Annotated in this window: 8 protein-coding genes; all 8 read left to right on the top strand. The window is 53.1% G+C overall.

Translation table 11 applies throughout. From position 1 onward, the window contains the following. The first annotated feature begins 57 nt into the window (after positions 1–57). Positions 58–1,581, top strand: a complete 1,524-nt coding sequence (locus C8E01_RS00520) for a sulfatase (protein ID WP_116541425.1) — start codon at positions 58–60, stop codon at positions 1,579–1,581. Between the two features lie 55 nt (positions 1,582–1,636). Then, positions 1,637–3,178 carry an alpha-L-fucosidase gene (locus C8E01_RS00515; protein WP_243409357.1) on the top strand — a complete coding sequence of 514 codons (1,542 nt, stop codon included), beginning with the start codon at positions 1,637–1,639 and terminating at the stop codon, positions 3,176–3,178. Positions 3,179–3,231: 53 nt separating this feature from the next. Beyond that, positions 3,232–5,544 (top strand): glycoside hydrolase family 20 protein, encoded by a 2,313-nt coding sequence (locus tag C8E01_RS00510; RefSeq protein ID WP_116541424.1) that lies wholly within the window; start codon positions 3,232–3,234, stop codon positions 5,542–5,544. Between the two features lie 70 nt (positions 5,545–5,614). Further along, a complete protein-coding gene (locus C8E01_RS00505; RefSeq protein ID WP_116541423.1) occupies positions 5,615–7,051 on the top strand; it encodes a glycoside hydrolase family 125 protein in 1,437 nt (478 codons plus the stop codon). Positions 7,052–7,121: 70 nt separating this feature from the next. Next, positions 7,122–8,096 (top strand): isoaspartyl peptidase/L-asparaginase family protein, encoded by a 975-nt coding sequence (locus C8E01_RS00500; RefSeq protein WP_116541422.1) that lies wholly within the window; start codon positions 7,122–7,124, stop codon positions 8,094–8,096. After that, positions 8,077–8,853, top strand: coding sequence for a copper homeostasis protein CutC (locus C8E01_RS00495; RefSeq protein ID WP_207774845.1), 777 nt, complete (start codon positions 8,077–8,079; stop codon positions 8,851–8,853). The genes C8E01_RS00500 and C8E01_RS00495 overlap by 20 nt, the downstream gene beginning before the upstream one ends. 43 nt (positions 8,854–8,896) lie before the next feature. Then, positions 8,897–10,750: an alpha-L-fucosidase gene (locus C8E01_RS00490; protein WP_116541420.1), complete on the top strand. Its 1,854-nt coding sequence runs from the start codon at positions 8,897–8,899 to the stop codon at positions 10,748–10,750. Between the two features lie 58 nt (positions 10,751–10,808). After that, the gene (locus tag C8E01_RS00485) at positions 10,809–13,115 is read left to right on the top strand and encodes a family 20 glycosylhydrolase (protein WP_116541419.1); all 2,307 of its coding nucleotides are present in this window, start codon (positions 10,809–10,811) and stop codon (positions 13,113–13,115) included. The last annotated feature ends 35 nt before the right edge of the window (positions 13,116–13,150 follow it).

Genomic DNA, 13,150 nt, shown 5'->3' with positions numbered 1-13,150 from the left:
AATAATGGATGAACTGAGTTAGTGAAACATGCTGCGGCTATACTTTTACAAATCAACATGAAGAGACTCTTCGTATTCATCATATTTATACTTTCTGCCCTGGCCATACAGGCGCAGCAACGGCCTAATATCGTGGTGTTCCTGGTGGACGACATGGGATGGATGGATACGTCCGTGCCTTTCGCCGATAAAGTATACCCCCTGAACAAGCGCTACCAAACGCCCCACATGGAGCGCCTGGCCCGTGAAGGTATGAAATTCACCCATGCATACGCCACACCTGTCTGCTCCCCTTCGCGGGTAAGTATGCTGACGGGGATGAACGCGGCCCACCACGGCGTAACCAACTGGACCATGCCCTTTAAGGATCGCAACTCCGATACGCCGGATGAGCAGCTCGACTTTGCCCCCTGGAACATGTATGGGTTAAGCCCTGTAAAGGGCGTGCCGCATACGGCGCATGCCACAGTGCTTCCGCAACTCCTCAATGAGGCAGGCTACATGACCATCCACGTGGGCAAGGGACACTGGGCCACGCCGGGCACGCCGGGTGCCAATCCGTACAACCTGGGCTTTGTGGTGAACGTGGCCGGGCACGTGGCGGGGCGCCCGCTCAGTTACCTGGGCGAGCAGAACTATGGCAACATGCAGGGCAAACCCTACAATATCCACGCGGTGCCAGACATGGCCGAGTACTTTGGCTCGGATACATACCTCACGGAAGCCATCACAAGGGAGGCGTTAAAAACCCTGGAGGCACCGATCCGAAACGGTCAGCCGTTTTTCCTACACATGGCGCACTTTGCCCTGCACGACCCTTACGATCCAGATAAACGCTATATGCAGAAGTACCTTGATGCCGGCCTACCACAGACTGACGCGATCTACGCCAGCATGGTGGAGGGGATGGACAAGAGCCTGGGCGATATCCTAGATTACCTGGAGAAAAAGGGCGTGGCCAACAACACAGTGTTTATCTTTATGAGCGACAACGGCGGTCTGAGCCTGGCATATGCCGGACGGGGTGAGGCCCACACGCAGAACCTGCCGCTCAGAGCTGGCAAGGGATCCGTATACGAAGGCGGTATCCGGGTGCCGATGCTGGTGAAATGGCCGGGCGTGGTGAAGCCTGCCACGGTCAACCATACGCCCGTCATCATCGAAGATTTCTTCCCCTCGATTCTGGAGATGGCTCGGGTAGAGAGGTATAACACCGTACAAAAAACAGATGGCCTGAGCTTCGTGCCTTTGCTTAAATCCACAGATAAAAAGATTGCAGACCGAGCCCTGATCTGGCACCTGCCTAACAAATGGACAGAGCAGGACGGACCGGGTATTAACTATAAAAGTGCCATCCGAGAAGGTGACTGGAAACTGATCTACCACATGCGCGACGGTAAAATGGAGCTCTACAACCTGAAGTCCGACCTTGGTGAGACAACCGATCTGGCGGCCAGATATCCCAAACGTGTGAAAGCTTTGGCGCTGAAATTGAGCCAGCAACTACGGCAGTGGGAAGCCCCGATGCCATTATTTAAAAACACAGGCAAGCCAGTTCCGCTACTGGATGAAGTGCTATAAAGTGTATACCGATACCGCCTATAAAATCTTGACTACCCTTTACCCATACATGAAAATGAAAAAAATAACCGCAGGCCTTCTTTCCCTTTGCCTGGCAGCAACAGGCCCCACTTTTGCCCAGCAGGTGAGCGACCAGAAAAACTACGTGATCATACAGCCAGGTGAATCTGAGGCGAATATCGTCCGGAAGGCTGCCAATGTAGTGCCCTCGCTTCGGCAACTCAGGTGGCAGCAGCTGGAACTCACGGCCTTCTTTCACATCGGTGTCAACACCTTTACCAATCGCGAGTGGGGCACCGGCAAGGAAGATCCTAAGATTTTCAACCCCACGCAGCTCGACGCGCGCCAGTGGGTGCGTGTGGCCAAAGAGGCAGGTATAAAGCAAGTGATCCTGACGGCCAAACACCACGATGGTTTCTGTCTGTGGTCCACTGCTACTACGGAACACTCGGTGAAAAACAGCCCCTGGAAGAACGGGCAGGGCGATGTGATGCGGGAAGTAGCAGAGGCCTGCAAAGAGTACGGGATCGGCTTCGGCGTATACCTATCGCCTTGGGATATGAACTCGCCGGTATACGGTACCGATGCCTACAACGACCTTTTCATCGACCAACTCACGGAGCTGCTCACACAGTATGGGCAGATCGACGAAGTATGGTTTGACGGAGCCAACGGGGAAGGTCCGAACGGCAAAAAGCAGGTATACGACTTTGACAGGTGGTACCAGCACATTCGCAAGCTGCAGCCTACGGCTACCATTGCCATTATGGGGCCGGATGTTCGGTGGGTAGGCACCGAAACAGGATATGGTCGCGAGACGGAATGGAGCGTGGTGCCGGCCAACAACCTGGACCAGTCTGCTACGGCGGCCAACTCACAGCAGGGACTGGCCTTCAAACCGCAGGGCGATATGCGGGGCGATGACCTGGGCAGCCGCGACAAGATCCGGAATGCAACCGGGCTGGTATGGTATCCGGCCGAAACGGACGTTTCGATCAGGCCGGGCTGGTTCTATCATCCGGAAGAAGATGACAAAGTGAAAACGCCGGAGAAGCTGCTGGACATTTACTACAGTTCGGTAGGCCGCAACGGAGTCTTGCTGCTCAACATACCGCCGGATAAAAGGGGCCTGATCCATGAAAGCGATGTGAAGGCTCTGCAGGAATGGAAAAAGCTGCGGGATAATACCTTCACCACAAATCTGGCAGCGAAAGCCAAGGTGAAAGTGTCAGGCGGCAAAAACAAGCAGGCCATACTGGATGGCAAATACGACACGCACTATACCACCAAATCAGAAAAAGACACCACCGCCGTGGTAGAACTGCAGCTGAAAGGCGAGCATACCTTTGATGTGCTGCTGCTACAGGAGAACATTAGTGTGGGCCAGCGTATCGAAAAATTCACGTTCGAATATTGGAAAAATGGCCAATGGCACAAAGCCACCGAAGGAACCACAGTCGGGTATAAAAGGCTGCTGCGCTTCGACCCGGTCACGGCCAGTAAAGTAAGGCTTCTCATCGAGTCCTCACGGCTTAATCCCACGTTGTCGGAGATCGGACTCTACAAGAATGCACTTACCTCAGCTACTATCCAATAGTTTACCTGTGCTGCAAGGAGCCAACTATACCTGCAGACTTAAAAAGTCACAATATGAATACCACAACAAAAAAGATCGCCCTACTCTTAATGCTTTTCTTTCCGCTGATGGCGTTCGCCCAGCACAAGATCAGCATCATCCCGCAGCCTGTCAGCTTGCAGCTTACTAATGGGAGTTTTGTGATTGACGGAGAGACATTTATCCGAATTGACAATGAAAAGAAAGAGCTAAAGCCTGCCGCCGAATTCCTGACGGCCTATATCAAACAGGTATCAGGGCATGAACTGCCCATCAAAAAACGAAAAGGAAAAAGCATACAACTGGCTATCGCAGAAATAGACGGTATAGGAGATGAAGGCTACCAATTGGAAGTAACACCGGCAGGCATCAGCATCCGGGCCAACACCAAGGCGGGCATTGTGTATGGTATGCAGTCGCTGATGCAGACCCTGCCACAGGTGCGCACCAATGCTGCACTGGAGGTTCCGAGTATGAAAATAACGGATTATCCTCGTTTTAAATGGCGCGGCATGCATCTGGATGTGAGCCGCCATTTCTTTTCGCCAGAAGTAGTGAAGCAGTACATCGACCTGATGGCCAGCTACAAGATGAATACCTTTCACTGGCACCTGGTGGATGACACTGGCTGGCGCATCGAGATCAAAAAATATCCGAAGCTGACCGAGGTAGGCGCCTGGCGGGTAGACCAGACAGACAAGGCATGGGACAGTCGGCCACAGGCCAAAGCAGGCGAAAAACCTACCTACGGGGGATATTATACACAAGACCAGATCAAGGATATTGTAGCGTATGCCGCCCTGCGAAATGTGACAGTGGTGCCCGAGATCGAGATGCCGGGGCATGTAGCCTCTGCCGTTGCCGCATACCCGCACCTGAGCTGCGCCCAAAAGCCGCAACTGCCGCTCACAGGGGGGGATTATACGGATATGTCGTCCAACTACTGCCCGGGCAATGAGGAAGTGTATACCTTTCTGGAAGATGTGCTGGACGAAGTGGTGGCCCTGTTTCCATCCCGGTACGTGCACATTGGGGGCGATGAAGTAGATAAATCCGGCTGGAAGAAATGTGCGCGTTGCCAGGCTCGCATGACGGCTGAAGGACTGAAGAACGTGGAGGAGTTGCAGAGCTACTTCATCAAGCGGATGGAGCGGTACCTGCTCACCAAAAACCGCAGCATCATTGGTTGGGATGAAATATTGGAAGGCGGTCTGGCGCCACAGGCTACGGTGATGAGCTGGCGCGGTGAAGCCGGCGGGATAGAAGCGGCAAAGATGAAGCACAATGTGATCATGACGCCGGGCAACCCCGTCTACTTCGACCACTACCAGGCCGGCCCGGAAGGCGAGCCATTGGCCATTGGCGGTTTCAACTCCCTGAAGCGGGTGTATGATTACGAACCGATCCCCAAAGAGCTGAGCCAGGAGGAAGCAGGCTATGTGCTCGGCGCCCAGGCCAATGTGTGGACTGAGTATATCACAACTGCTGAACACCTGGAATACATGGTGCTGCCCCGCATGCTGGCGCTTGCCGAAGTGGTGTGGTCACCCAGGGAAAGCAAAGACTGGACAAGTTTCAACAACAGGTTGCAGCGCCACTTTCGAGGCTTTGAGCAGCGCGGCCTGCATTACGCTCCCGGCAATTTTACAGTTGATATCAAGCCATCGTCTGAGAACGGAAAACTGTTGGTGAGTCTCTTTACCGAGGCACTAAACGGAGAGGTATACTACACCACCGACGGATCGGAGCCGACTACCAGTAGCAAAAAGTACCAGCAGCCTATCCGGATAGATTCGTCTGTCGTAGTGAAGGCGGTCACGGTTGTAAACGGCAAGGTAATGGGCTTGAGGCCGGCGGAACAGGCCTTTAGCATGCACAAAGCCGTGGGGCGGGATGTGGTATACGAAAATCCGGTGAACAGGCACTACATGGCGGATGGACCCAACTCGTTAAGCGATGGTGTGCGGGCCAAACATGCCGTAGGGAAATACTGGCATGGCTTCAACGGCAAAGACCTGATCGCAACGATCGATCTGGGAGAGGAGAAGTCGATCAGTAGCATTTCCATTGGCTGTCTGCAGCACTACCGCGACTGGATATTCCTGCCTGTTTCCGTGAAGTTTGAGGTATCGGCTGACGGAAAGAATTTCAGGGAAGTGCAAACTGTGTGTAACCCCATTTCCGTGCAAGAACAGCAATCGACTATCCACGATTTTAAGGCGAGTTTTCCTGCCCAGAAGGCAAAGTATGTGCGTGTCACGGCAAACAGACTGCCCGCCTGTCCGGAAGGCCATAATGGCGAAGGGCAACCTGCCTGGCTGTTTGCAGACGAGATTATGGTGAATTAAGCCTGTATATAAGCTCTTTTTTATATATTGAAGAATAGTCTTTTAGTGACGATCCACACAAGATAAAAATATGACCACACGCAGAGATTTTGTTAAAACTAGCAGTATCGCAGCCTTAGGTGTTGCCTCCACCGGGTTCTCTTTTATGTCATTCAACTCCAAACAGGCTTTTACGAGCCAGCGCCCGGTTCCCGGCAAGCGGAACTTCACAAGCAAAGCGGTTGAGAAAAAAATAGCCGAGGTGAAGAAGGCAATAGGAGATAAGGAACTGGCCTGGATATTTGAGAACTGCCTACCCAGCACATTGGATACCACGGTTACCTACCAGGAAAAAAACGGCAGACCTGACACGTATGTGATCACCGGCGATATTGACGCCATGTGGCTGCGCGACAGCTCCGCCCAGGTATGGCCTTACCTCCCGCTTATGAAAAGTGACAAGCCGCTGCAGCGGATGGTAGCAGGCGTGGTTAACCGGCAGACCAGCTACATCCTGAAAGATCCTTACGCCAATGCTTTCTATGACGACCCTAACAGAAAAGGGGAGTGGGCAGACGATCTAACGGCTATGCAGCCAGGCGTGCATGAGCGCAAGTGGGAAATAGACTCACTCTGCTACCCGATCAGACTGGGTTACCATTACTGGAAGACCTCCGGCGATACGGATCCCTTTGACGCTGAATGGGACAAAGCCATGAAGCTGGTCCTGAAAACGTTTAAAGAGCAGCAGCGCAAGGAGGGCAAAGGCCCTTACGAGTTTCAGCGTGTTACGCCCAAGCAGACAGATACCGTTGCCGGTGCGGGCTTCGGCTACCCGATCAACCCGGTTGGGTTAATTTGCTCTACCTTCCGTCCTTCTGATGATGCCACGATTTACCTGTTCCTGGTGCCCTCAAATTATTTTGCCGTTGTTTCGCTGCGGCAGTTAGCCGAGATGAGCCAGCAGATTAGAAAGGACGCCAAGTTCGCCGCTGAATGCAAGGCGCTGGCTGATGAGGTAGAGAAAGCCCTGCAGCAATATGCCGTTGCCGATCATTTAAATTTTGGAAAAGTTCACCCTTTTGAGGTAGACGGCTTTGGCAACAAACTGTTTATGGATGATGCCAACATTCCCAGTTTGCTGGCTTTGCCATACCTGGGGTGCTGTCCTGTAAACGATCCGGTCTACCAGAATACCCGAAAATTTGTGCTGAGCGATAACAACCCCTGGTTCTTTAAAGGGAAAGCGGGACAGGGTATAGGTGGCCCGCATGTTGGCCCGGAGATGATCTGGCCTATGAGTATTATCATGCAGGCGATGACAAGCCAGTCTGACCAGGAGATAAAGGACTGCCTGCGCATACTTAAAACGACACACGCCGGCACAGGCTTTATGCACGAAACCTTTCACAAGGATGATGCAGCCAAGTTTACAAGGGAGTGGTTTGCCTGGGCAAACACGCTGTTTGGCGAACTGATCCTGAAGCTGCACGCCGAGCGGCCGCATTTGCTGAAAGGGAATGTATAGCGCCAGGATTGGGGAGTAGACTCAACTGGATGATCGATTGAAAGTCCTGAAAATAACAAAAATAAAACCAATGAGTAGCAGACGTAAATTTATAAAATTATCCGCTCTGGGCGCGACGTTCCTGGGAGGAGGTTTCCAGGTTGTAAAAGCTTTTAGCGGTTCCCTGAGTCCGGCCAGCAACAAGCCTGTCGTGATATCGACCTGGGACCATGGCATGGCAGCCAATGAGGCAGCCTGGAAGATTTTGTCTAAAAACGGAACAGCGCTGGATGCTGTGGAAGCCGGCGTACGGGTGCCGGAAGCTGACCTGAATGTGCGGACAGTAGGCTACGGCGGCTACCCTGACCGGGAAGGTAAAGTGACGCTCGATGCCTGCATCATGGACAAGGACAGCAACTGTGGTGCGGTGGCCTTCCTGCAGCATATCAAACACCCGATCTCGGTGGCCCGCAAAGTAATGGAAGACACCCCGCACGTGATGCTGGTGGGGGAAGGTGCCCTGCGCTTTGCCCTGTCAAAAGGATTCAAAAAAGAAAAGCTGCTAACTCCCGCCTCCGAGAAAGACTGGAAGAACTGGCTGAAAGAATCCAAGTACAAGCCGGTCATCAACATCGAGAACCACGATACGATCGGTATGCTGGCCCTGGACGCGAACGGCGACCTGGCTGGCGCCTGTACGACCAGTGGTGCCGCTTATAAAATGCATGGCCGGGTAGGCGATTCGCCTATCATCGGGGCTGGCCTGTTTGTCGACAATGAGATAGGAGCCGCCACAGCCACCGGACTGGGCGAAGCCGTGATCCGGATGGTGGGCAGTCACCTGGTAGTGGAACTGATGCGGCAGGGCAACTCGCCGGAAGATGCCTGCCGGTTGGCCGTGGAGCGGATCATAGCCAAGCACAAAGATGTGAAGGACCTGCAGGTCGGCTTTATTGCGCTGAATAAGAACGGAGAGTATGGCGGCTACTGTATCCACAAGGGCTTTAACTACGCCATACAGGACAAATCAGGCACAAAACTACTCGATGGAAAGAGCAAGTTCTAGCATGCTTTCTCCGGGTGGACTTACGCTGGAGATCTGCATCGATTCGGTGGCGTCTGCCCTGGCCGCTGAGCAGGGAGGAGCCCAGCGGGTGGAACTGTGCGATTACCTGGCGGGCGGCGGCACTACGCCCAGCGCCGGTATGATCGCGCTTGTCAGAGAGCGGATCAGCATAGGCCTGCACGTGTTGATCCGTCCCCGTCGGGGAGATTTTCTCTACTCTGAGCCAGAATTCGAAGTGATGAAGCGTGACATTCAGGTATGCCGTGAGCTAGGCGCAGACGGTGTAGTGATCGGGATGCTGGCCAAAGAGGGGAGCATTGACACAGCCCGGACACAGGAACTGATAGAGGTGGCCGGACCGCTCAGCATTACTTTTCACAGAGCCTTCGACCTGACGCCAGACCCGCTCAGGGCGCTCGACGAACTGCTACAGCTAAAAGTAGACCGACTGCTCACCTCAGGTCAGCAGGAAACGGCCCTACAGGGTGTGGAGCTGATCCGGGAGCTAAACGAACGGGCTGCCGGGAAGCTGATTGTGATGCCCGGCGGTGGCGTAACTCCAGCCAACGTGCAGGCGCTGGTAAGCAGAACAGGTGCACGAGAAGTACATGCCTCGGTGCGTAGATCTTTGGAAAGCGGTATGACCTTTCGCAAAGACTATCCACCCATGTCCAGCAACCGAGTGCTTTCAGAATTCGAGCAGTTGGTGGCCGATGTGTCACAGATCAGGGCCATGCGGGAGACTTTTCAGGTATAGCCGTGTCTCCAGCAAACCTCAAAAACAAAAAAAGACAAGTAAGATGACGTACAGATTGAGTTTCTTATTTCTGATGCTGCTGGCTCTTCACGGGTCGGCAGGTTTTGCGCAAGCCAAAAAAACAGCAGCACCGCAGGATGCAGACAAGATGCAGTGGTTTGGCGATGCCAAGCTGGGTATTTTTATCCACTGGGGCATCTATGCGGTGAATGGAATCCCGGAGTCCTGGTCTTTCTTTAACAACTACATCAGCCACGAGGACTACATGAAGCAGCTGGATGGTTTCACGGCTGCCAATTACCAGCCTGAAGAGTGGGCAAAACTCATAAAAGAATCCGGCGCGCGTTATGCCGTGATCACCACCAAGCACCACGACGGGGTGGCGCTCTGGGACAGCAAGATGGGTGGCATCAACACCAGAAAGCATACACCGGCCAAACGGGATGTGCTCACACCGTTTGTAGAGGCGTTGCGGAAGGAGGACTTGAAAACCGGCCTTTATTTCTCGCTTCCGGACTGGAGCTATACAGACTACGACGTGTTTACCCGCGCAAAGAAACGCTATACCCTGGCCGAAGAGCCGCGTCGCTGGAAGAAGTACCTGAACTACTACCAAGGGCAGCTTCGCGAACTTTCCAAAATGTATAACCCGGACCTGTACTGGTTTGACGGTGACTGGGAGCACAATGCCGAAGAGTGGGAGTCGGCCAAGGTGCGGGACATGCTGCTGGGGTATAACAAGAACGTCATCATCAACTCCCGCCTCAACCATTACGGCGACTACGCCACACCAGAGCAGGGGGTACCGGTAGTAAGACCGCAGGACCCCTACTGGGAGCTGTGCCTGACCATGAACGACGCATGGGGCTACACACCCCACGACCGGCATTACAAAAGCCCCAACCAGATCATCCGTATTTTTGCCGACTGCATCAGCAACGGCGGCAACCTGTTGCTCGACATCGGCCCCAAGCCGGACGGCACCATACCAGAGGAGCAGGTGGCGATCCTGAAAGAGCTGGGCCGTTGGACAAAGAAGCATGCAGGGGCTATCTATGGAACCGTGGCAGGTATACCTGACGGGCACTTCTACGGTAACTCCACTTTGTCCAAAGACCGCAAAACCTTATACCTGTTCGTAGAGAATCAGGGAGCAGAGTCGGTACGCGTGCAGGGGCTGTCATCAGCGGTTAAAAGTATACAAGTGGTGGGTGGCAACGCCACAGCCAAGTATGAAAAGCAGGGCAACGCCATTTACATACAGGTACCTGCCAATGCTTACGATGAGCAGCTGACCGTACTGGCCCTGAATTTTGATGAACCCTTGAAGCTGACTTCTGCTGAACCTGATAAAGTAGCGCTGGCATCGCTGCAGAAATCAGGAAAGCTGGATGACGTGCAGCGAAACCGCACTATCCGTCAACTGGCCGACAACCTGCAGGCAGGGTATAATCCTTTCCAGAATACCGCGCTGCAGCCGGATGGGGCTGATGTAAAACAGCTGAAATTGGTTGATGTTGGTGTGGAGCGTTGGGTGCGAAAGCATGCCGAGACCCTATACAAATCCAATCCCGGCCTTCCTGCCGGTCACTACGAAGGAGCTACCGCCTTATCGGAAGACAAGCAGACGCTGTACCTGTTTGTGGAGGGCAAACCAACAGGACCTATTGCCATCAAAGGGCTGAAGAACAAACTACACCGCATCCGGATCGTAGGCAACGGCACTTTACTCGGGCACGAGATCTTTAACAAGCAGTACTGGAGCGAAATACCCGGCATTGTATACATAGATGTGCCGGAAGACCAGCTGGACAAAGACCTGACCGTGATCGCTGTGCTGCTGGACAAGCCGGTAGAACTGTACCGCGAAGAAATCAAGCCGATCGAGAGTAATTAATTCACTACACCTGCACCAGTCTGGCATAACCAGGGCTGAGCTATTTATACACGGAACTATGTTTAAACACTATTTCAGTACTTTTCTTTGCGCCCTTATTTTTCTCTGGATTCCTGCTTTAGCGGCGGCCCAGACGATAGATACAAAATATGCTTTGATTCCTTACCCTACTTCCTTAACGAGCGGGGAGGGAAGTTTCACCATCACGAGGCAGACAAAGCTGGTGTTGCCAAAAAAGAGCGGTGTATTCAGTAACGAGGCAGAGCAGCTGCAGTACCTCCTTGCCGGCAGCCTCGGCAAACCACTCAAGCAAGCAAAGAAAGGAACCTCCAACACCATTGTGTTGCAGTATGATAAAGGTATAACTGCTGCCGAAGGGTATAGCCTGACCATTACGCCGCAGCAGGTAAAGCTGTCAGCTCGGGAGCCAGCAGGTATGTTCAGGGCGGTGCAAACACTTCGCCAATTGCTACCTGTAAGTATAGAGCAGAAGAAGAGCGCTCCTGATACGCAGTTGGCGTTGCCAGCCTTGCAGATTCAGGACGAACCGGCTTTTGGCTGGCGTGGCATGCACCTGGATGTGTCGCGGCATTTTTTCTCGACTGATTACCTGAAGAAGTTTATTGACCTGCTGGCACTCTACAAGTTTAATAAACTGCACCTGCACCTCACTGACGATCAGGGCTGGCGCATCGAGATTAAGAAGTACCCAAAGCTGACCGAAGAGGGAGCATGGCGTACGTTCAACAACCACGATTCTGTTGCGATCAAAATGTCAGTGGAGAATCCTGATTTCGCGCTGGACGAGCGACACATTGTACAGAAGAATGGGAAAACGATGTATGGCGGTTTCTATACCCAGGCTGAAATGCGCGATATTATTGCCTATGCCTCGGCCCGTCATGTAGAGATTATTCCTGAAATTGATATGCCCGGGCACATGAAAGCGGCCATTGATTCCTATCCGTTTCTGACCTGTGGTGAAGCGGGGTGGGGAGAGACCTTTTCGGTGCCGGTTTGCCCCTGCAACGAGAGTACCTATGAGTTTGCCGAGAATGTGTTCGGTGAGATAATAGACCTGTTCCCCAGCCAGTACATACACCTCGGAGCCGATGAAGTGGAGAAAACCACCTGGGCAAACTCACCGGCCTGTCAGCAACTGATGCAGCGCGAGGGCTTGAAAGATGTGGATGAGCTGCAAAGCTATTTTATACACCGTATGCAGAAATTTTTCCAGTCGAAAGGCAAGAAGCTGATAGGCTGGGATGAAGTACTGGATGGCGGCATCAGTCCTGAGGCAACAGTCATGTACTGGCGCAGCTGGGTACCTGATGCACCTGTACGAGCCGCAAGAAACGGCAACGAGGTAATTATGACGCCTAACAGTCCGCTGTACTTTGATGCACTGCCAGACAAGAACGCTGTTTATAATGTGTACCACTTCAATGTGGTACCGAAGGGGCTGAACAGCGCTGAAGCCAGGAATATTTTGGGTGCCCAGGCAAATATCTGGACGGAATACATTCCTTCCGAAAACAGGGCCGAGTACATGTACATGCCCCGCATGACGGCACTGTCAGAAGTGGTGTGGTCGAAGCAGCGCGATTATGCGTCTTACCTGCAGCGCCTGCAAAGCCACTACAAGCGGCTTGACGCGCTGAACGTGCGTTACCGCTTGCCAGACCTCGAGGGCTTCATGGATGTGAACGTGTTTACTGACAAGACCACGCTGAACCTGCAAAAGCCGCTCGATAACCTCATTATCCGCTATACCACAGACGGAAGCCAACCCGGTGCATCCTCCAAGGTATTAGACAAGCCGCTTATAATTACAGAATCAACTACTATCAAACTGGCAGCCTTCACGCCGGGAGGTTTGAAAGGGGATACGTATACCCTCCTCTATGAAAAACAGGCGTATGCCAGGCCAGCTAAGGTGGCAAACGCGAAGGCTGGTTTGCAGAGTATGTACTACAAGGGTGCCTTTCGAACCACCAAGGGTATGCAGAGTGCCACGCCAGCAGGAAGTACGGTGGTGGAGCGCCTGCAGGTGCCTCAGGAGGCAAAAGCACCCAGCTTCGGGGTCCAGTTCAGAGGCTACCTGGAGGTGCCGGAAACAGGTATTTACAGTTTCTTCCTGACCTGCGACGACGGAGGTGTGCTTCGGATTGCCGATCGCCTGGTCGTTGACAACGACGGACTTCATCCGCCTATAGAAAAAAGCGGACAGGTAGCGCTGGAAAAAGGACTTCAACCTTTCGAACTCGACTTTATAGAGGGCGGCGGAGGTTATACCTTAAAGCTCCTTTACAGCAAAGACGGCAGCCAGTTGCAGGAAGTGCCGCAGAACTGGCTGAAACATTAATTCGCATGTAAGAGATGCAGATCCGCATAGGAACT

The sequence above is a fragment of the Pontibacter virosus genome (assembly GCF_003096355.1).
Classification (GTDB): domain Bacteria; phylum Bacteroidota; class Bacteroidia; order Cytophagales; family Hymenobacteraceae; genus Pontibacter; species Pontibacter virosus.
Note: the sequence above shows the minus strand (reverse complement) of the source record. Positions and strands in the feature narration are given on the sequence as shown.